Source organism: Pseudoroseicyclus tamaricis, from assembly GCF_012070395.1.
In the GTDB taxonomy this organism is placed as follows: domain Bacteria; phylum Pseudomonadota; class Alphaproteobacteria; order Rhodobacterales; family Rhodobacteraceae; genus Pseudoroseicyclus_A; species Pseudoroseicyclus_A tamaricis.
On the sequence record NZ_JAAFYS010000002.1, the window covers coordinates 640,945 to 659,827 of the forward strand.

The 18,883-nt window shown below is 70.0% G+C and carries 17 protein-coding genes; 12 read left to right on the forward strand and 5 right to left on the reverse strand.

The features are described from left to right. Window positions 1-9: 9 nt before the first annotated feature. From GY170_RS09475 to GY170_RS09485, 3 genes are all read right to left on the reverse strand, one after another. Complete coding sequence (locus tag GY170_RS09475) at window positions 10-858, reverse strand: type 2 periplasmic-binding domain-containing protein (RefSeq protein WP_163892646.1); 849 nt, start codon at window positions 856-858, stop codon at window positions 10-12. 125 nt (window positions 859-983) lie between these two features. Then, window positions 984-2,720: a pyrroloquinoline quinone-dependent dehydrogenase gene (locus tag GY170_RS09480; RefSeq protein WP_163892649.1), complete on the reverse strand. Its 1,737-nt coding sequence runs from the start codon at window positions 2,718-2,720 to the stop codon at window positions 984-986. A gap of 109 nt (window positions 2,721-2,829) precedes the next feature. Beyond that, a complete protein-coding gene (locus GY170_RS09485; RefSeq protein ID WP_163892652.1) occupies window positions 2,830-3,360 on the reverse strand; it encodes a c-type cytochrome in 531 nt (176 codons plus the stop codon). A 258-nt stretch (window positions 3,361-3,618) separates the two neighbouring features. On the opposite strand from GY170_RS09485, the gene GY170_RS09490 reads away from it, so the two are divergent. Continuing rightward, window positions 3,619-4,749 carry a hypothetical protein gene (locus GY170_RS09490; protein ID WP_163892656.1) on the forward strand — a complete coding sequence of 377 codons (1,131 nt, stop codon included), beginning with the start codon at window positions 3,619-3,621 and terminating at the stop codon, window positions 4,747-4,749. On the opposite strand, the gene GY170_RS09495 is transcribed toward GY170_RS09490, so the two are convergent. Then, window positions 4,746-5,702 carry a lysylphosphatidylglycerol synthase transmembrane domain-containing protein gene (locus tag GY170_RS09495; RefSeq protein ID WP_163892658.1) on the reverse strand — a complete coding sequence of 319 codons (957 nt, stop codon included), beginning with the start codon at window positions 5,700-5,702 and terminating at the stop codon, window positions 4,746-4,748. The two genes, GY170_RS09490 and GY170_RS09495, sit on opposite strands and share 4 nt — an antisense overlap. Before the next feature lie 86 nt (window positions 5,703-5,788). On the opposite strand from GY170_RS09495, the gene GY170_RS09500 reads away from it, so the two are divergent. Further along, window positions 5,789-6,544 carry an endonuclease/exonuclease/phosphatase family protein gene (locus GY170_RS09500; protein ID WP_163892661.1) on the forward strand — a complete coding sequence of 252 codons (756 nt, stop codon included), beginning with the start codon at window positions 5,789-5,791 and terminating at the stop codon, window positions 6,542-6,544. Here GY170_RS09500 and GY170_RS09505 read toward each other — a convergent pair. Beyond that, window positions 6,541-7,113: a cytochrome b gene (locus GY170_RS09505; RefSeq protein WP_163892663.1), complete on the reverse strand. Its 573-nt coding sequence runs from the start codon at window positions 7,111-7,113 to the stop codon at window positions 6,541-6,543. The two genes, GY170_RS09500 and GY170_RS09505, sit on opposite strands and share 4 nt — an antisense overlap. Window positions 7,114-7,288: 175 nt before the next feature. Between GY170_RS09505 and GY170_RS09510 the strand changes: the two genes are divergently transcribed. From GY170_RS09510 to GY170_RS09555, 10 genes are all read left to right on the forward strand, one after another. Beyond that, window positions 7,289-7,987: a CDP-alcohol phosphatidyltransferase family protein gene (locus GY170_RS09510; RefSeq protein ID WP_235924093.1), complete on the forward strand. Its 699-nt coding sequence runs from the start codon at window positions 7,289-7,291 to the stop codon at window positions 7,985-7,987. 2 nt (window positions 7,988-7,989) lie between these two features. After that, complete coding sequence (locus tag GY170_RS09515) at window positions 7,990-9,636, forward strand: alkaline phosphatase family protein (RefSeq protein ID WP_235937827.1); 1,647 nt, start codon at window positions 7,990-7,992, stop codon at window positions 9,634-9,636. A gap of 30 nt (window positions 9,637-9,666) precedes the next feature. Then, entirely contained in the window at window positions 9,667-10,758 is a 1,092-nt protein-coding gene (locus GY170_RS09520; RefSeq protein WP_163892666.1) for an ABC transporter ATP-binding protein, read from the forward strand. A 30-nt stretch (window positions 10,759-10,788) separates the two neighbouring features. Continuing rightward, entirely contained in the window at window positions 10,789-12,081 is a 1,293-nt protein-coding gene (locus GY170_RS09525; RefSeq protein ID WP_163892669.1) for an extracellular solute-binding protein, read from the forward strand. A 51-nt stretch (window positions 12,082-12,132) separates the two neighbouring features. Then, window positions 12,133-13,062 (forward strand): carbohydrate ABC transporter permease, encoded by a 930-nt coding sequence (locus GY170_RS09530; protein WP_163892671.1) that lies wholly within the window; start codon window positions 12,133-12,135, stop codon window positions 13,060-13,062. Next, the gene (locus tag GY170_RS09535) at window positions 13,059-13,901 is read left to right on the forward strand and encodes a carbohydrate ABC transporter permease (protein ID WP_163892673.1); all 843 of its coding nucleotides are present in this window, start codon (window positions 13,059-13,061) and stop codon (window positions 13,899-13,901) included. Before GY170_RS09530 ends, GY170_RS09535 begins: the two co-directional genes overlap by 4 nt. Before the next feature lie 208 nt (window positions 13,902-14,109). Next, a complete protein-coding gene (locus GY170_RS09540) occupies window positions 14,110-15,708 on the forward strand; it encodes an OpgD/OpgG family glucan biosynthesis protein (protein ID WP_163892676.1) in 1,599 nt (532 codons plus the stop codon). Then, window positions 15,705-15,878: a hypothetical protein gene (locus GY170_RS09545; protein WP_163892679.1), complete on the forward strand. Its 174-nt coding sequence runs from the start codon at window positions 15,705-15,707 to the stop codon at window positions 15,876-15,878. The genes GY170_RS09540 and GY170_RS09545 overlap by 4 nt, the downstream gene beginning before the upstream one ends. Then, a complete protein-coding gene (mdoH, locus tag GY170_RS09550; RefSeq protein ID WP_163892682.1) occupies window positions 15,871-17,655 on the forward strand; it encodes a glucans biosynthesis glucosyltransferase MdoH in 1,785 nt (594 codons plus the stop codon). The genes GY170_RS09545 and mdoH overlap by 8 nt, the downstream gene beginning before the upstream one ends. Further along, window positions 17,642-18,877, forward strand: coding sequence for an OpgC family protein (locus GY170_RS09555; RefSeq protein ID WP_163892685.1), 1,236 nt, complete (start codon window positions 17,642-17,644; stop codon window positions 18,875-18,877). The genes mdoH and GY170_RS09555 overlap by 14 nt, the downstream gene beginning before the upstream one ends. Window positions 18,878-18,883 lie beyond the last annotated feature (6 nt).

Sequence of the window (18,883 nt, forward strand, 5' to 3'; positions counted from 1 at the left end):
CCCGCAAGGTCAGCCGCCGTCCGGCCGCGCGAGATCATGCGCGACGAGCATGGCCTCGATGGTGCCGTCGGCCTGCAGCGCCGCGATGGCGTCGCTCAGCGTCGTGTTCAGGAAGCTGTCCTGCGCGCGCGTGGCGATGCCGACATCGACGCTGCGCACCTGGAAGGGCATCTGCGGCAGGATGTGGTAGCCGGCGGCCTCCGGGTCCCCGCCCGTGGCATTCAGCAGGCCGGGCAGCCACATCATGCCGGCGGTATTGCTGCCGTCCTCTATCCGCTCCAGCACCAGGGCGTTGTCGTAATAGGGCACGCGCGTCCAGTCGGCGCGCTGGGCGGAGAGGAAGTTGATGAGCTGCGCATCGCCCGGCGCCATCATGCGCGTGCCGATGCGGGTGTCGCCGGGCAGATCGCCGATCTCGTCGGCGTCCTCGTCGCGGCTGAAGATGACCGTCTCGGCGCTGAGATAGGGCCGGCTGACCGTGACCCATTCGGGGTTCCGGTCATTGACCAGAAAGCCCATGAACGCATCGCAGTACTGGACGAACATGTAGAAGATCTGATCGACCGTCAGCGGGATGCGGTAGTCGTACTCGGACTGGATGGTCTGCAGGTCGCCGCGGCTGATCTCGAAGAAATCCACCTCCGCCAGCAGCGCCATGCCGAGCGTCTCGGCCAGCTCGCGCTCGAACCCGGCCATCATCCCGAAGGGATTGTAGCAGAAGGTGATCTTGTTGCCGTCGTTGCGCAGGCGGTCCTGATAGATATCGCGGCTGATGATCCCTTCCTGCGCCGCGGCGGCGGTGGAGAGAGCCATACCGGCGACAGACGCCGCCGCGAGGGCGCGCTGGATCGGTCGCATACGTGTACCCCTTGTCGCCCGCGCCCGGCGGGCCTGAGCGCCGCGCCGGCCCCCAGGGCCGGCACGGCGGAGACAGGAAGGCCCCGGCGGACAGATGCGTCCGCCGGAGCCTCGCGTTCAGAGGGTCACTCGCCTTCCGGCAGGGCGAAGACGTAGACCGCGTTGCCGGTGGTCGGCAGGTCCAGCGTCTCCCCGACGAGGGAGGCGAAGCTCGCGCCGTAGCTCGGGCCGCCCGAGGGGATGGCCACGTACTGGCGACCGTCGACCTCGTAGGTCACCGGGTGACCGGAGGCCGCGGCCGCCAGCTTGGTCGACCAGAGCATCTCGCCCGTGGAGCTGTCGAGCGCCTTGAAGACCCGGTCGACGCCGCCGGCGAAGAGCACGCCGCTGTCGGTGGACATCAGCGGGGCGTAGATCGGCAGGGGCTGCTCGTAGCTCCAGGCCGTCTCGCCCGTGGCAATGTTGATGGCGTCGATCCGGCCGACGTTGTCCTTGCCTTCCGGCAGAACGGAGGTGGTGTCGGTGTTGTAGACGTCGAGCGCGCCGAACTCCTGATCCGTGGCCGACGCTTCGTAGCAGGCGTTGGACAGCGTGATGAAGAAGAGGTTGGAGTTCGGATCGTAGCTCGACGGGCTCCAGTCGCGGCCGCCGAGGTAGGTCGGGCAGTGGTAGACCGTCTCGCCGACCGTGCTGAGGACGGCGTCCTCGTTGACGGTGACAATGCCTTCTTCGTCGACCGACTCGATCATGTTCTGCTCGACGGTGGAGCGGGCGTAGATGAAGTCACCCGATTCCGCATCGAACTGCCACATGACGCCGGTCTTGCAGGGGATGCCGGTCAGCACGCGCTGCATCTCGTCCGTCGCGCCGTCGCCGATGGCGAGCATGCCCTCCATCGACTCGCTCGGCGTGGCGGTGATGTCCGCCGTGATCATCTCGAACGTGCATTCCTGGTCCCAGTTGTCGCGGGGCAGGGTCTGGTGGCGCCAGACGATCTCGCCCGTTTCGGGACGGACCGCAAAGCGGGTGTTGGTGCCGTAGAGGGTGCCGCCCGGCGTGCCGCGCTGCGCCTCGGAGGCGGGGCCGGCACCGGAGGAGCCGTAGAACACGAGGTCGAGCTCGGGGTCATAGGTGATCTGGCCCCAGACGCCGGTCATCCAGCGCGACTCGTAGTCGTTGCCCCAGGTCTCGTCGCCTTCCTCGCCGGGGCGCGGAATGAACTCGTTGCGCCACAGCTCTTCGCCGGTCTCGCTGTCATGGCCGGTGATGAAGCAGCCGAAGGGCGAGAACTGGCAGGTGGAGCCGAGGACGACGACGCCATTGGCGACGATCGGGCCGGAGGTGTTCGAGACCATCTCGGTCCCCTGCCCGCGGTCGATCTCCCAGGCGAGCTGGCCGCTGTCGAGATCGAGCGCCACGAGGTGGTTGTCCCACGTCGCCATGTAGAGCTTGTCTTCGTAGATCGAGATGCCGCGCTTGCGGTCGCCCAGCGAGTTGAGCAGCATCGTGTCGCCGACGGCGCGGCGGTATTCCCAGATCAGGTCGCCGGTGACGGCGTCGATGGCCTGGATGACGTCGCCCGGGTTGGGCATGTACATCACGCCGTCATAGATGATCGGCGAGCCCTGCATCGGCCCCGGCTCGAGGCCGCGGGCCCAGACGAGCTGCAGGTCGTCGACGTTCTCGGGCGTGATCTGCGTCAGCGGGCTGTGACGGTAGTTGTTCTGGGCCCGGCCATAGGTGAGCCAGTCGGCCGGGTCGGGGTTGGCAAGCATCTCGTCCGTGACGGGCGCGACCTGCGCCATGGCGGCGCCACCGGCGGCCATCATGACGGATGTCAGCAATACAGAACGCAGCTTCATTGGATCTCTCCTCCCATTTACGTTTTCTTCGCGCGGCCGCCTCCTCAAGCCCGGCCGCGCAATCTCTCCGGCGGCGGCAACGGCCCCTCGGGGGCCGGCCGCGGGCCGGTCACTCCTCCGGCTTGTGCGTGATGATGATCGTGTCGAGCACGTCGTAATCGGCCGGGAGTTCCATGTCGCCCGCGGGCGCGCCGTGCAGCGACAGCACGAAGGCGGTGACGTCGGCATATTGCTCGGACGTCAGCGAGTTCGGCTGCCCCTTGGGCATCTGGTAATGGATGTAGTCGTAGTAGGCGCTGAGCGGGACGTCGAAGTACTTGTCGTCCAGCACGTTGCCGATGATGCCGGGGCCGCCGGGCGTGCCGCGTCCGCGGACACCGTGGCAGGCGTTGCAGGACTGCCCGTAGATGGAGCGGCCGGCCAGCGCCTGCTCCTCGGTGTAGATGCCGTCCCAGATGGTCATCTCGGTGGCCTCTTCCTCCCCGGCGTCAGCCTCGGCGCGGGCGGCCTCCTGCGCGGCCTCGATCGCGGCGCGCTCCTCGTCCGTCATCTCGCTGAACGCCCAGCCGCTCCCACCGGCCGTCATGACGATCGTCGCCGCCGTGATGGCCGCCGCCACTCGTCTGTTTCGCTTGGTCATGATGCCTACAGCTCGCTTTTTCGTATCGGTTTCTCCTGTTCCATTCCTTTTCGGCCCGTCCCGCAAGCTTTGGGAGCCGCACTTCCTTTATGTGAACCATTGGAAGTCCCAATACCCTTGAAAGCACAGGGCAATCCGGGACGCTCCGCCCGTTCGCGGGTGCCGGACTGCCCCCTTCAACCGGGCGGTCGCATCGCCGTTAGGTTTCCGCTAGGTGGGATCTTGAACATCCTGCCATCTGTAAGAGTGCCCTTTTACGTGAAAACCTACGAACACGCCCTGGCCGCCTTCAAAGAGAGCCGGTTCGAAGAAATCATCGACGGCGTCATAGAGTACCTCGGCCCGCAGGCCGGGCAGCTCTCGGGCCGGCCCGATCTGATCAAGCTGTGCGACCTCGCGCTGCGCTCGGGCTTCATGCGCGAGGGGTTCGAGGTGCAGGACAGGGGCAAGATCGAGGCGCTGCTGGATATCGCCGGGCTCCTCGCCCCGCTCTCCCACTTCCGCGCCGCGCTCGCCTTCGAGGATGGCGACCGGAAGGCGGGGTGGATGTACCTCGCCAATGCCTCCCCCTACTCGCAGGAGCTGCACGCCTTCCCGTCGCTGGGGCTCAACAGTGCCGCGCGCACCCCGCACTGGCCGGAGCTGGCGCGCGGCAAGCACTGCACCTTCGGCGACCCAGTGATCGAGACGCTGGGCGACGGGCGGGAGGCGAGATATGCCATCGTCTTCTCGGCGGACAGCACCTACCTCAAGCGGTTCCTGTCCCTGTCGCTGGCGTCGATCCGGGCGAAATGCCGGGACTATCTCGCGGTGTATCACGTCATCTCGCCCGACGAGGAGGCCATGGCCCTGATGCGCGCCGAGGCCGGCGACGACGTCATCTTCTACATCGAGAACGCCCCGCAACGCCCTGACGACAAGGCTTATTTCGCCTCGGCCCGTTTCTTCGCGGCGCGGCGGGTAGTCTCCACCCTCAAGATCCCGGCCTTCATCCTCGACATCGACATGCGCTGCGAGAAGAACTTCGGCGACATGATGGAGGCCCGCTACTTCCGCCCGAGGAAGACGCAGCTGCGCATCATGTCCGGGCTGAACCTGCCGTGGCACAAGATGGTGGCCAACTGCGTCTACTCGCCGGCCACGCCGGCCTCGGAGGCGTTTCTCACCCTGGTCTGCGAATACCTGAGCTACCACTTCAGCCGCAGCTACGGTGAGCCGCTCTGGTGGATCGACCAGAACGCCCTGTTCTTCGCGCACATGAAACGGCCGGAGACGGAGTTCAAGAACATCCCCGGCGCGGCGGTGCGGGAATACGTGACCTATCCCAAGCTCTTCGAGGACAAGGACGAGGTCTTCGGCCGAGCCAGGGCCGACGCCGGGGCCGACTAGGTCTCGCCCTCGGCAGGGTCGTCGGCCCGACGTCTCGGCGCGGGCGCCATCAGCACCACCACGCCGGGCAGCGAGGCGACGAGGATCACCAGCCCCATGGCGACGGAGGCCGCGATACCCGCCTCGGCGCTGGCGCCCAGCACCGGCCAGAGCGCGGCAGCCGCGCCCTCCCGCACGCCCCAGCCGGCGACGGAGATGGGGATCACCATGGTGGCAAGGATCAGCGGCAGGATTGTCACGATGGCCAGCGGCGGCAGCATCGTCCCCGTCGCGGCGGCGCAGAGCGCGAAGGCGCCGAGGTTGCAGGCGACGATGGCGAGGCTGAAGCCCGCCTGACGCGGCCAGGCCCGGCGCGAGAGCACCGCCGCCCGCACCCCGCCGAGGAAGCCGCCCACCGCGCGCCCCACGCGCCCGCCGAGCCAGGCGAGGAGGATGAGGAGGAGCGCGATCCCCACGATGCCGCCGGCGATGCCCAGCGCCAGAGGCGGCACCCAGTCGGGCCAGCGCCCGGCCCCGCCCGTCAGGCCGACCACCGAGAGCCCGGCCAGCAGCACGGCGAAGAGCGTCACCTGCCCGACCATCCGGTCGATGACGACCGCCTGCCCCGCCTTCACCAGCCCCACGCCCTCGCGCGCCCTCACGGCGCGGCCGGCATCGCCGAGCACGCCGGCGGGCAGCGTCATGTTGAGGAACTGCGACAGGAAGTACTCCCGCAACGCCCGGCCCCGCGCGATGGGCTGGCCGAGGCCCGCTGCCGTGAGCCGCCAGCGCAGGGCCGAAAGCGTGTTCTGCGCAAGGATCGCGCCCAGCGCGAGGGCGAGGAGGAGCGGGTCGGCCGCGCGCAGGAGGCTCAGCACCTCCGGCCCGTCCGTCGCCTGCCAGAGCCAGACCAGAAGCGCGACGGGCAGCAGGAGGCGCAGGATGCGGCCGAGACGTTGCAAGGAGGGTGCCATTCCCGGCACTATCGGCGCGGGCGTCGCCGGGGCAAGCGCAATCCGCCGGGTCCCGGGCGCGCCCGGCAACGAGGGAGGCCCCCCGCGTGACGGCAGCAGCAACGGCAGAGCCGGCGGCCCTCCGGGCCGTCTCGTGGAACGTCCATCGCGGGCGCGGCGGCGACGGGCGGGTCGACCCGGCCCGCATCCTGCACACGCTGGCGGAGGAGGTCTGCCCGAAAGGCGGCGCCGACATCCTCGGGCTGCAGGAGGCGGACGACGAGGTGCCGCCTCACGCGCGCATCCTCGACATCCAAGCCATCGAGGCGGCGACGGGCCTGCGCTCCGTCCATGACAGGCCGGGGCTGCGCTGGGGGGCGCAGAGCGACGGGTTTCTCGGCGCGATCCTGTTCCTGCCGCCAGGCTGGCAGATCACCCATGCCGACGTCATCGACCTCCCCGGCCATTGCCACCGCGGCGCCATCTCGGTGGAGGCGGAGACGCCGCACGGCCCCCTGCGCCTCCTCTGCACGCATCTGTCGCTGGGCCAGCCCCTGCGGATCGTGCAGGTGCGCACGCTGGTGCAGTACATCTTCCGCCGCCCTTCCATGCCGAGCGTGCTGATGGGCGATCTCAACGAATGGCGCCCCTGGGGCGGGCTGGCCTTCTCCCCGCGCGTCACGGGGTGCCGCCTCTCCGGCCCCTGCAAGCCGAGCTTCCCGGTCGGCCGCCCGATCCTGCCGCTCGACCGCATCCTCTGCGACATGCCGGGCGCTGTCAGCGGCTTCACGGTGCTCGACGGCCCCGGCATCCGCGCCGCCTCCGACCATCGGCCCGTCCGTGCCCTCGTCGCGCCGTTCTAGCGGCGGCCCGGGAGCATGCGCTGGAAGACACCGTCCTTGCGGACCAGCAGATGGTAGAGCGCCGCGCCGATGTGCAGCAGGACCAGCACGACGATCGCGTAGCGGGCCGTGAGGTGAACGTTTTGCGCCGTCTCGGCGAGGTCGTCGCTGCGCGGCACCAGCGAGGGGAGGCCCAGCGCGTCCAGCATCTCGATGGGGAAGCCGCCCGCCTTGACGCGGATGTAGCCCGAGATCGTCATGACGAGGACGAGCAGGTAGAGCAGCCAGTGCGTCGCGTAGGCGATCCTGCGCTGCAGCGGCGGCACGCGTCCCGGCAGCGGCGGGGCGGGGTGGAAGGCCCGGTAGATGAGGCGGGCCACGACGAGCAGGAAGATCACGACGCCGACGTTCTTGTGCCAGAGGTAGAGCGCATCCTGCACCGGGCGGCTCGTCCCCTCCTCGACCATGATGACACCGGCGGGAATGGTTGAGAGGATCAGCAGCGCCGTCAGCCAGTGCAGCGCCTGCGCCGGCCCGCGATAGCGGCCGGCCCCGGCCCGGCCTGCCTCGATCTCCGCCGCGTTTGCCATGTCGCCCCCCGGTTGTTTCTCCACCCATAGGCTGCGTCCGCCGATCCAGCAACGGCGGGCTTGACTTCGCACCGGCCGGGTTAACTATTTTCTGGTGGAAACGTCCGGTCGGATCACAGAGCTTGCGCGTCGGAGCCGCCCGGTTGTGCCCGGGCCGGTCGCCGGGATGCTCGGCATGTCCGCCGTCCATCTTGCCATCGTCATCGCAGGGATCGGGGCCTTCGAGGCCCTCCGCCCTGCTTTGGAGACCGGCCGCCTCCTCGCGCTCGGGATGGCCGCGGCGATGGCGGCGACCATCGGGACGCTGCTCTGGGTGACCGGCAAGCGGACGTTCGGGCACGACAGGTTCGGTGCGGCAAATTGCGTCACCTACCTGCGTGGCAGCCTCAGCTGCATCATCGCCCTGCCTCTCGCGGCCCCCGCCACCCTCGCCGACCCAGCGGTCGGCTGGGCCGTCTTCGCGACCGGCCTGCTGGCGCTGTCTCTCGACGGCGTGGATGGCTGGCTCGCCCGGCGCGACGGCCTCTCCTCCGCCTTCGGCGCTCGGTTCGACATGGAGATCGACGCCGTCCTCGCCCTCGTCCTCGCCCTTCTGGCGTGGCAGGGCGGCGCGGCGGGGCCGCTCGTGCTGATCCTCGGGCTGGCGCGCTATGCCTTCCTCGTCGCCAGCTGGGCGCTGCCGTGGCTGGGGGCGCCGCTGCCGCCGAGCCTGCTGCGCAAGACCATCTGCGTCATCCAGCTCGGCACGCTCCTCGCCCTGCACGCGCCGATCCTGCCGGAGACGCTTGGCGCTGTCGCCGCCATCGTCGCGGCAGCGCTGCTGGCCTTCTCCTTCGGGCGTGACATCCTCTGGCTCTCCCGGCGGGGCCGCTGAGCGTGGGCCTTGCCGCGGTCCTGCGTCTGGCCGTTGCCGCGGCTGTCCTGTTCCTCGTGCTGATCCAGCCGAACCACCCCGCCGCGATGACGTGGGGCGCGCTCAAGCTCTTCCCGCTGGAGCTGCCGGCAATCCTGCTGGGCCTGCTCGCCCTTCCCTCCCGGGCGACCGTCACGCGGGTGATCCGGGTGGTGCTGGTGGCGATCCTCGCGTTCCTCGCCCTCCTGAAGGCGGCGGACTACGCCACCCAGCTCGCCTACGGGCGAAGCTTCAACCCGGTCGTCGACCTGCACCTGCTCCCCGCCGCGTGGCGGCTCGGCTCCGGCGCCGTCGGCATCCCGCTGGCGGCCTTAGCCCTCCTCGCCGCGCTCGCGGTGATCGTCGCCGTCACGTGGCTCCTGTGGTGGGCGACCGGCGTCTGGTCGCGGGCCTCGCTCCCCGGCGCGGCGCTCAGAGCGGCGGGCGCGGTGGGCGCCGTAGCTGCCACCCTCGTCGTCGTCGCCGAGGTCGGGGATCGGCGCGGGCTCTGGGATCTGCCTGTCGATCCGCCGGGCACCGCATTCACCGCCCGCGTCGCCGCCGAGCGCGTCGCGCAGATCCGCCGCACGGCCGGGCAGCTCGCCGAGTTCGCCGCCGCCGCGCGGAGCGATCCCTATGGCGACGGCGGCGACCTCTTCGGCCGGCTCGCCGGGCGCGACGTGCTGATCCTCTTCGTGGAGAGCTACGGCCGCGCCAGCATCGACGTGCCGCTCTATGCCGAGACGCATGTCGCGACGATGGAGGCGGCGGCGGCGAGGATGGAGGAGGCCGGCCTTGCCATGCGCTCGGGCTGGCTGACGGCGCCTATGCGCGGCGGGCAGAGCTGGCTCGCCCATGCCTCCGTCTCCTCCGGCCTATGGACGCCGGACCAGACGCGCTACCGCGCCATGCTCGCCAGCCCCCGCCGCACGCTCTTCCACCTCGCCCGCGAGGCGGGTTTCCACACCGCCGCCGTCATGCCGGCGATCAGCTACGACTGGCCCGAGGGGGACCTGATGGGCTTCGAGGACATCCTCGATTCCACCGAACTCGGCTACCGTGGCCCGCCCTTCAACTGGGTGACGATGCCCGACCAGTACACGCTGACGGCCTTCGACCGCGCCTTCCGCGCCGAGCCGGTGGAAGAGCGCCGGCCGCTCTTCGCCCAGATCGCCCTCATCTCCTCCCATGCGCCCTTCACGCCGATCCCGGCGATGATCCCGTGGGAGGATGTCGGCGACGGCAGCGTCTACGCGCCCTATGACGGCGCGGGCGACCCGCCGGAGGTCGTCTGGCGGGACCGCGACTATCTGCGCGAGCAATACAGCAAGGCCATCGACTACGCCCTCTCCGCCGCCTTCTCCTACGCCGAGCGCACCGCGCCGGAGGGGCCGCTGATTATCATCCTCGGCGATCACCAGACGGCCGACTGGATCTCGCTCAGCGATAGCTACGACGTGCCGATCCACGTCATCGGCCCGCCCGAGGCGCTGGCGCCGATGGAGGAATGGGGCTGGACGGAGGGCCTCGTCCCCTCCGGTAACGTCGAGCCGTGGCGGATGGACGAGTTCCGCAACCGCTTCATCGCCGCCTATACGGACGGCACCGATTTCGCCGGGGTCCACCCGTGACCGCCCGCCCCCGCATTCCTGGAGCGCACCATGTCTGAGCTCGTCCTCGACGGCATCTCCAAGAGCTTCGGCGACACCGAGGTGGTGCATGGCATCGACCTGACCGTGGCCGAGAACGAGTTCGTCGTGCTCGTCGGCCCCTCGGGCTGCGGCAAGTCCACCACCCTGCGCATGGTCGCGGGGCTGGAGGCGATCAGCTCGGGAGAGCTGCGCATCGGCGGCGAGCGGGTCAACGACCGCTCCCCCGGGGAGCGCGACGTGGCGATGGTCTTCCAGAACTACGCGCTCTACCCGCACATGTCGGTCGCCCAGAACATCGCCTTCGGCCTGCGGCGCCGCAAGCTCTCCCGCGCCGAGCGGGACGCGGCGGTGCTGGAGGTGGCAAAGCTCTTGGAGATCGAGCCGCTGCTGGACCGGCGGCCCCGCGCCCTCTCCGGCGGCCAGCGCCAGCGGGTGGCGATGGGCCGGGCGATCATCCGCGATCCGCAGGTCTTCCTCTTCGACGAGCCGCTGTCGAACCTCGACGCGCGGCTGCGGCTACAGATGCGGCTCGAGATCAAGCGTCTCCATGCCCGCAAGCCCGTCACCACGCTCTACGTCACCCACGATCAGACGGAGGCGATGACCATGGCCGACCGCGTCGTGGTGATGAACGAGGGGCGGATCGAGCAGGCCGGCCCGCCGATGGAGATCTACCGCAACCCGCGCACCCGCTTCGTGGCCGAGTTCATCGGCGCGCCCGCCGTCAACCTCTTCGATGCGCGGCTGACGGGCGGGAGTGATGACGGGCTCTGGATCGAGCTGGCCGACGGCACCCGCCTCTCCGTCCCCGCCAGCCGCCGCGCCGGCTGCGAAAGCTATGCCGGGCAGCCCGTCGTCTTCGGCCTGCGCCCCGAAGATATCGTCATCGAGGCCGGCGACGGCCCCGTCGCGCCTGTGCAAATGGTGGAGACGATGGGCGCCGAGACGCTGGCCTATCTCGGCTTCGGCGGTACCGAGGCCTGCGCCCGCCTGACGGGAGACAGTGTCCCCTCCCGCGGGGATCAGGTTCATCTGCGGCTCGGGCTGGAACGTATGATCCTTATCGACCCCACGACGGACCGCGTCATCGGCGCGGCCTGACCGACAACCAGACAGACCGGGAGAGCCAACATGAACCGCCCACTGATCGTATCCGCCCTTGCCCTCGCCATCGGCGGTGCCCCCGCCTTGGCGCAGGAAGACATGGTGACGCGTGACCGCGTCGGCCCCGCCGATGCCGAGAACGCGCTGACCTTCCGCCTGACGGCCTATGACCTCTATTCCTCCGACGAGGCGACGGCGACCGCCTTCGAGGAGCTCTTCATCGACTTCATCGAGGACAATCCCGGCTGGCGCATCGACACGCAGCTGCAGACCGGCAACCTCAACCAGGAGCAGGCCCGGATGATCGAGCAGGCCCAGGCCGGGCGCGGCCCCGACTGCGCCATGGTCGACAGCTCGCAGCTCGCCACCTACAAGGCCGCCGGTGTCCTCTCGCCGATGAACGAGTACTTCACCGAGGACGAGGTCGCCGACTTCTTCCCCTATGTTCGTGACGGGATCACCGACGACGCGGGCAACATCCTCGCCGTCTGGTGGTTCACCGACCTGCGCGTCCTCTACCGCAATACCGAGGTGGTGCCCGAGGCGCCCCAGACGTGGGAGGAGCTCAAGACCGCCGCGCTGGAGACGGTGGACGAGGGCTACGAGGGTGTCCTCTTCAACGGCGGTCGGACGGAAGGCACGGCCTTCGACTGGCTCGCCAACTTCTGGGCGCAGGGCGGTCAGCTGGTGAACGAGGCCGGCGAGCCGGTCTTCTACGAGGGCGAGAACCGCGAGCTCTTCCTGGAAGCCGTGCGCTATTACGAGGACCTGGTGGAATCCGGCGCCGCGCCGGCCCGCGTGACCTCCATCACCACCTATGACGATATGCTCGCCGCCGCCGCCGCGGGCACGACCGCGCTCTTTGTGGGCGGCAACTGGATGTACGCGCAGATCCAGTCCACCCTGCCCGAGGAAGAGGCCGCCAAGTGGGAGGCCTCCGAGCTGCCCGGCCCCACCGCCGACCAGCGCGCCACCGGCACCGGCGGCTGGACGATCGCCGCCCTGACGGACGATCCGGAAAAGGTGCGCATGTGCGCCGCCATCGCCAAGCTCTACCTCGGCCCGGGCAACGCCTTCCAGGCGCTGCTGCCGACGCAGGCCTCGCTCTACGAGGAATATGACACCTACGCCGGCCCGGAGTTCGAGGTCTTCTCGGCCGCGCTCGAGAACGGTCAGGCCCGGCCGGGGGTGGCGATCTATCCCGAGATCTCCAACCAGATCCAGATCCTCCTCGGCGAGGTGATGTCGGGCGCCGCGGAGCCGGAGGAGGCCCTCGACGCCGCCGCCGAAGCGGTCGAAGCCGCCTACGCCCGCCAGTAAGACAGCCCGGGGCGGGGGCCAGCGCCCCTGCCCCGCCGCGAAGGACCGCGCATGACCGCCACCTCCGCCCCTCGCCGCGCTGCAGCCCCGCCCGCCACCGGGGGCGGGCCGGCGCCCGCGCGGCCGCTGCCGTGGCTCCTGCCGGTCCTCTTCTTCATCGGCCTCTTCTACCTCTGGCCGATCATCGACGCGCTGCGCCTCGCCTTCACCGACGCCTCCCTGCTGGACCGCGAGGCGAATTTTTCCCTCGACGCCATCGGCGCGATGCTGGGCAGCGCCGCGCTCGGCACGGTGCTGCGCAACACCGCCGTCTTCACGCTCGGCAGCGTCTTCGGCCAACTCCTCCTCGGCCTCGCCATCGCGCTGCTTGTCGTGCGGGGGGAGCGCAACAACCTGCGCGGGATGCTGGTGCTGCGCACGCTCGTCCTCGCCGCTTGGGTGATCCCCGGGATCGCCAACGGCGTCATCTGGCAGATGCTCTTCTCCGAGGCACCGTTCGGGGCGATCAACTCCACCCTGCGGCTCGTCGGCATCCCGCCCGTCGCGTGGCTGTCGAACCCCGACAACGCCATGATGTCGGCGATCATCGCGACCGTCTGGCAGGGCACGGCCTATTCGATGATCCTGCTCTACGCCGCGCTGCGCTCCATCGACGACACGCTCTACGAGGCGGCCGCCGTCGACGCGGCGACGCCGTGGGAGCGGCTGTGGTTCATCACCCTGCCCGAGCTGCGCGGCGCGCTGCTGGTCAACGCGATCCTCATCGTCATCATGACGCTCAACACCTTCGACGTGATCATCTCGCTCACCGGCGGCGGCCCGGGCCGGGCGACGGAGGTGCTGGCGCTCTATGCCTACAATACCGTCTTCTACAATTTCGACCTCGCCGGGGGGAGCGTCCTGTCGATCCTGCTGATGGCGATCTCGCTGACCCTCGCCGCCATCGTCGCGATGTTCCTGCCCCGCTCGGGGCGGCCATGATCCAGAGCCGCCGTTCCCGCATCGGCAACGCGCTGACCTACGCGGCGGTGATCCCGCTGGCCGCGTTCTTCCTGATCCCCGTGATCTGGCTCGTCTCCCTGTCGGTGCGCACGCCTCAGGAGGTGTTCCTCGGGGCCTCCCGGCTGATCCCCGAGGCGCCGACGCTCGCCAATTTCGGGCAGGTGCTGACGGATGGCGGCTTCCGCCTCTACCTGTGGAACTCGGTCAAGCTCGCCTTCCTCGGCGCGGCCGGCGCCGTTGCCTTCGCCGCGCCCGCCTCCTACGCCTTCTCGCGGATGACCTTTCGCGGCAAGCCGGCGCTGATGATGGGCATCCTCGCGGTGCAGATGGTCTCCGGCCTCGTCATCCTGATCCCGCTCTACCGCTACATGGATCGCCTCGGCCTCTTGGAGACGCATTTCGGCACGACGCTGCTCTACATCTCCGCCGGCATCCCGGTGACGGTCTGGCTCCTCAAGACCAGCTTCGATGCTGTTCCCATGGAGCTGGAGGAGGCGGCGGCCATCGACGGGCTCGGCCGGTTCGAGACCTTCCTGCGGATCACGCTGCCGCTGGCCGCGCCCGGCGTCGCCTCGGCGCTGATCCTCAACGTCATCCTCAACTGGTCGCAGTTCCTCATCCCCTTCGTGATGCTGAGCGAGAGCGCCAAGTGGCCGATTTCGGTGGCGATCTTCAACTACGCGGGCGCCACCAACGCGACGACGACCCAGCTTCTGGCCGCCGCCTGCCTCGTCGCCGTGGTGCCGACGCTGATCGTCTTCCTCGCGCTCCAGCGGCTGATCGTCCGCGCGCTCACCTCCGGAGCGCTGAAGGGATGAGCGCGGGTGCGGCATTCTGCCCGCCCGCGTTTCAAGTCTGCCTGTTTGTTGAACAAACCCGGTCCGGAGGGGTGGGTCACATGACGCCCAACACGCGTTCGGAGCGCAATTTTCCGCCAGTGCGTCAAAGCCCCCCTTTGATCTTTTCTGCAGATGCACGATTTGAGGGTCAGCGGACGAACCCGACTCTCGCACTGAAAGACCCCCCATGAGAAATTGGCCCTTTGGCTTTGAGGACCGGACACTTCACCTGTCCCGGAGGCAGTCGATCGGGCTGCTCGCCGGGGCGCTCGCCGGCGCCGGGCTCGGCCCGGCAAATGCGCAGGATCAGGCGCAGGTGGAGACGGCCGGGGAGCCGTTCTCCTTCGATATCCTGACGGAGTGGATGCGCACGAAAAGCCGCAGCCCCTACCGCGCGCCGAAGCTCCCCGAGGGCTTTCTGGGCGAGCTCGACTACGACGATTACCGGCTCATCCAGTTCGATCCGGCGCAGGCGCGCTGGAAGGGTGAGGACGCGCCGTTCGAACTGCACGCCTACCATCTCGGCTGGCTCTTCCAGGAGCCGGTGGAGATCTACGAGATCACGGACGGCACCGCCCGGGCGGTCAACTTCACCTATTCCGACTTCCAGTATCGCGGCGACCTCGCCGATACCGTCCCCGAGGAGGGCGTTCTGCCTGGCGTCGCCGGCTTCCGACTCAACGCTCCGCTGAACCAGCCGGACCATTACGACGAGCTCGTCTCCTTCCTCGGCGCGAGCTACTTCCGCGCGCTGGGGCGCGGCAACGTCTATGGAATCTCGGCCCGCGGGCTGGCGATCAACACCGCCATGGGGAGCGAGGAGGAATTCCCCCGCTTCAGCGCCTTCTGGATCGAGCGCCCCGCCGAGGATGCCGAGCAGGTGGTGATCTACGCCGCGCTGGAGAGCCCCTCCGTCACCGGTGCCTACCGCTTCATCCTGACCCCCGGCGAGACCACGCAGATGGAGGTCACCACCCGCCTGTTCTTCCGCGCGCCGGTGGACCAGATCGGCGTGGCGCCGCTGACCTCGATGTTCCTCTTCGGGGCCAGCGACGAGGGCGCCTTCGACGATTACCGCGCCGCCGTCCATGACAGCGAGGTGCTGCTGCTGCAGACCGACGGCGACACCTTCGTGCGCGCCCTCAACAACCCACCGCGGCTGGCGAACTCGTACCTCGGCGCGGTGAACCCGCGCAGCTTCGGCCTCTACCAGCGCAGCCGCGACTTCGACGATTACCTCGATGCCGGCGCCCATTACGAGCGCCGCCCCTCGCTCCGGGTCGAGCCGATGGGCGACTGGGGGCCGGGATCGGTGCGGCTGATCGAACTGCCGTCGGATCTGGAGGCCAACGACAACATCGTGGCCTTCTGGGTGCCCGAGGCGGGCGCCGCGGCGGGAGACGAGCGCGAGTTCTCCTACCGCCTGCACTGGGGGATGGCGCCGGGGCCGGAGCAGCCGGAGCTCGGCCACATCGTGCGCACCATGTCGGGCCACGGCGGCGTCGCCGGGATCGACCCGCTCGCCGACCGCCGCAAGTTCGTCATCGACTTCGAGGGCGGGCAGCTGGCGGAGCTCGATGGCGGCTCGGAGATCGAGGCCGAGGTCTCGGCTGGCGGCGGGGAGATCCTGCAGACTGGCCTGTCGCCGGTCCAGGGCACGGGCCTGTGGCGCCTCGTGATCGAGGTGTCGGCCCCGCCCGGCGCCATCGTGGAACTGCGCGCGCTGCTCGAACTCGACGGCGCGCCGCTGACGGAAACCTGGCTCTACCAGTGGATGAAGCCATGACGATTGCCGATACCTTGGCACACGCCCCGTCCGAGCCGGGCGCACCGCAACAGGAAGCCCTCTGGGCGCCGCCCGAGGCGCCCATCGACATGCCGCGGCAGGTTCTGCAACCGGTCACCGGCGGATGGTCGCTGCGGCGCCTCTGGCCGGTGCGGGACGTGAATGCGTAACGCCCCTGCCGCCTCCCACAGCGCGCGGACGGCACTGACCCGCCTCGTCGCGCTAGGCTTCGCCGCGATCTGCGGGCTCGGGGCGGCCGCGATCCTCGCGCAGGCGGCGGCGGTGGACCATTTCTCCGTCTGGGACGGGCTCTGCGTGGCGCTGATCCTGCTCACGACCACCTGGCTCGCCTGGGGGGCGGCGCAGGTGCTCGTCGGCCTGCCGCCCCGGCGGAGCGCGCCCGCGCGCACCGCATCCGAGCCCATGGGCCGCGCCGTCCTCCTATTGCCGATCTGCCACGAGGAGCCGGGGCCGGTCTTCGCGCGAGTCGCCGCGATGGACGCTTCGGCGCGGGAGGCGGGGCTCGACCTCGACATCGCTGTCCTCTCCGACACCCGCGACGGCATCGCCAGCCGGCGCGAGACGGCGGCCTTCGCCATGCTGCTGGAGCGGACGGGCGGCGTCGGCCGCATCTTCTACCGCCGCCGGACAGACAACCGCGGGCGCAAGGCCGGCAACGTGGAGGATTTCATCCGCCGCTCGGGCGCCGCCTACGACTATGCGCTGATCCTCGACGCCGACAGCCTGATGGAGGGCGCGACGATCCGCCAGATGATCCTGCGGATGGATGCCGACCCCGACCTCGGCCTGCTGCAGACCCTGCCGCGCATCACCGGTGCCCGCTCCATCTTCGGGCGGGCGATGCAGTTCTCCGCCGGCTTCTACTCGCCCGTCTTCGCCCGCGGCCTCGCCCGGATGCAGGGCAGCGCGGGCCCGTTCTGGGGCCACAACGCCATCGTCCGCGTGCGCGCCATGGCCGAATGCTGCGGCCTGCCCGTCCTCAGCGGGCGCCCGCCCTTCGGCGGCACCATCCTCAGCCATGACTACGTCGAGGCGGCGCTCCTCGCCCGCGGCGGCTGGCGCGTGGAGGTCGATGACCGGCTCGGCGGCTCCTACGAGGAAGGGCCGGAGGATATCGTCGCCTATGCCCGGCGTGACAGGCGCTGGTGCCAGGGCAACCTGCAGCACATCCGCCTGATCTTCGCCCCGGGCCTGAAGCCGTGGAGCCGCTTCGTCTTCTTGCAGGGCATCCTCGCCTATCTCGTCGCCATCTTCTGGGGCGCTTTCCTCGCCGCCTCGGTGCTGGCGACGATCACCAGCCCGGCGCCCAACTACTTCCCCGAGGCCTACAACCTCTTCCCCGCCTTCCCCGCCGACCGCACCAGCCGGATCGTCGGCCTTGCCGCGGGGATCGGCGGCCTGCTCTTCCTGCCCAAGATCGCCATCCACCTCGGCGCCGCCCTCTCGGGCCGCTCGCGAGCTTTCGGCGGCGCGCTGCGCGCCCTTGCCTCGATGCTCGCGGAGGTACTGCTGTCGACGCTCATCGCCCCCCTGATGCTCGTCTACCAGTCGCGCGCCGTGGGAGAGGTGCTGGCCGGGCATGACGGCGGCTGGCCCGCTACCCCGCGCGACGGCGCCCGCATGACGCTGGCCGACGGCTGGGTCGCCGGGCGCCGCATCACCGCCTGGGGCGTGGCGCTGATCGCCGCCGCCGTCCACCTCGCGCCGACGCTGGCGCCGTGGCTGCTGCCCGTGGCCCTGCCGATGATGGCGGCGCCTCTCCTCATCGCGTGGACCTCCGCTCCCGCGCCCCGCTGGCTCTTCCGCGTGCCGGAGGAGGGCGACGTGCCCCCCGTCGTCGCCCGCTACCGCGCCCAGCTCGACCGCTGGGGCGCCGCTCCGGCCCACGATCACGCGGCGGAGGCGGGCAGCCATGCTGCGATCTGAGGAGCGGCTGGTGAGCGCACCGCGCCCGGCCAAGGCGGCCCCACCTGCCCCGCCCTCGCGCAGCGAGCGCGACCCGCGCATCGATGCCTTCCGCGGCATCGCGCTGGTGATGATCCTCATCGACCACATGCCCGGCAATCCTTACGAGGCCGGCACGATCCGCAACTTCGGCTTCTCCGACGCGGCGGAGGCGTTCTTCGTGATGTCCGGCATCGCCGCCGGCCTCGCCTATTCCGGCGGCTTCGACCGCTGGAGGCGGGGCGAGGGCTCGCTCTGGCGCGCCGTGTCGCCGCTGTGGCTGCGGGCGTGGACGCTCTACCTCGTGCAGATCTTCCTCACCGTCTTCGCGCTGGCCGCCTTCGCCTGGGCGGCCGGCACCTTCTGGCGCGCGGAGTTCCTGGAGATCCACAACACCGGCCTCATCTACAGCAACCCGCGCGAGGCCCTGCCGGGCCTGCTGATGCTGAGCTACCAGCTCGGCTACGTGAACATCCTGCCGGCCTATATCGTGCTGCTCCTCGGCGCGCCGCTGGCGCTCTGGGCCGGGACGCGCTGGCCATGGCCGGTGATCGGCGCCTCGTTCGCCCTGTGGTTCTGCGCCAGCCTCTGGCGCTGGAACCTCCCCAACTGGCCGGGCGGCGGCGGCTGGTTCTTCTCGCCCATGGCCTGGCAGTGCATCTTCGTGATCGGGCTGATGATCGGCATCCGGCAGCGGCAGGGCCGGCCCCTGCTGCGCGCGAGCCCCGTGCTTCTGGGGCTCGCCGTGGCCTTCCTCGTCTTCACGCTCCTCTGGCGCGTGGTCCCCGGCCTCGGCGAGGCCATGAACCACCTCATGTGGCAGCTGGGAGAGCTGGGGGTGCCGCCGAACATGGTGACGCACACGAAGACCTACCTCGGCTTCCCGCGTCTGCTGCACATCCTCGCGCTGGTCTACGTGCTCTCCTGCCTGCCCGTCGTCCGCCGCGCCGCCGCCACGCGCCTCGCCGCGCCGCTGCGCCTCCTCGGACGGCAGGGCCTGCTCGTCTTCGCCGCCGGCACCGCGCTGGCGCTCCTCGGGCAGATCGTGATGCGGGTCGAACCGGGGGAGGCGTGGCCCGCATGGGCGCTGCCGCCGCTCGCCCTCGCGATCAGCTTTGCCCTCGCCTGGGTGAAGGATCTCGGCCGGCCGAAACATGCCCCGCCCAGGGCCACGCGCGGATACTCGGCGGCGCCGCCCCCCTGACCGGGC

Excerpts from the sequence above, each read along its gene's own strand:
- GY170_RS09475 (WP_163892646.1), bottom strand. The coding sequence starts at position 858 with ATGCGACCGATCCAGCGCGCCCTCGCGGCGGCGTCTGTCGCCGGTATG.
- GY170_RS09480 (WP_163892649.1), bottom strand. The coding sequence starts at position 2,720 with ATGAAGCTGCGTTCTGTATTGCTGACATCCGTCATGATGGCCGCCGGT.
- GY170_RS09485 (WP_163892652.1), bottom strand. The coding sequence starts at position 3,360 with ATGACCAAGCGAAACAGACGAGTGGCGGCGGCCATCACGGCGGCGACG.
- GY170_RS09495 (WP_163892658.1), bottom strand. The coding sequence starts at position 5,702 with ATGGCACCCTCCTTGCAACGTCTCGGCCGCATCCTGCGCCTCCTGCTG.
- GY170_RS09505 (WP_163892663.1), bottom strand. The coding sequence starts at position 7,113 with ATGGCAAACGCGGCGGAGATCGAGGCAGGCCGGGCCGGGGCCGGCCGC.
- GY170_RS09510 (WP_235924093.1), top strand. The coding sequence starts at position 7,289 with ATGTCCGCCGTCCATCTTGCCATCGTCATCGCAGGGATCGGGGCCTTC.
- GY170_RS09520 (WP_163892666.1), top strand. The coding sequence starts at position 9,667 with ATGTCTGAGCTCGTCCTCGACGGCATCTCCAAGAGCTTCGGCGACACC.
- GY170_RS09525 (WP_163892669.1), top strand. The coding sequence starts at position 10,789 with ATGAACCGCCCACTGATCGTATCCGCCCTTGCCCTCGCCATCGGCGGT.
- GY170_RS09530 (WP_163892671.1), top strand. The coding sequence starts at position 12,133 with ATGACCGCCACCTCCGCCCCTCGCCGCGCTGCAGCCCCGCCCGCCACC.
- GY170_RS09535 (WP_163892673.1), top strand. The coding sequence starts at position 13,059 with ATGATCCAGAGCCGCCGTTCCCGCATCGGCAACGCGCTGACCTACGCG.
- GY170_RS09540 (WP_163892676.1), top strand. The coding sequence starts at position 14,110 with ATGAGAAATTGGCCCTTTGGCTTTGAGGACCGGACACTTCACCTGTCC.
- GY170_RS09545 (WP_163892679.1), top strand. The coding sequence starts at position 15,705 with ATGACGATTGCCGATACCTTGGCACACGCCCCGTCCGAGCCGGGCGCA.
- mdoH (WP_163892682.1), top strand. The coding sequence starts at position 15,871 with ATGCGTAACGCCCCTGCCGCCTCCCACAGCGCGCGGACGGCACTGACC.
- GY170_RS09555 (WP_163892685.1), top strand. The coding sequence starts at position 17,642 with ATGCTGCGATCTGAGGAGCGGCTGGTGAGCGCACCGCGCCCGGCCAAG.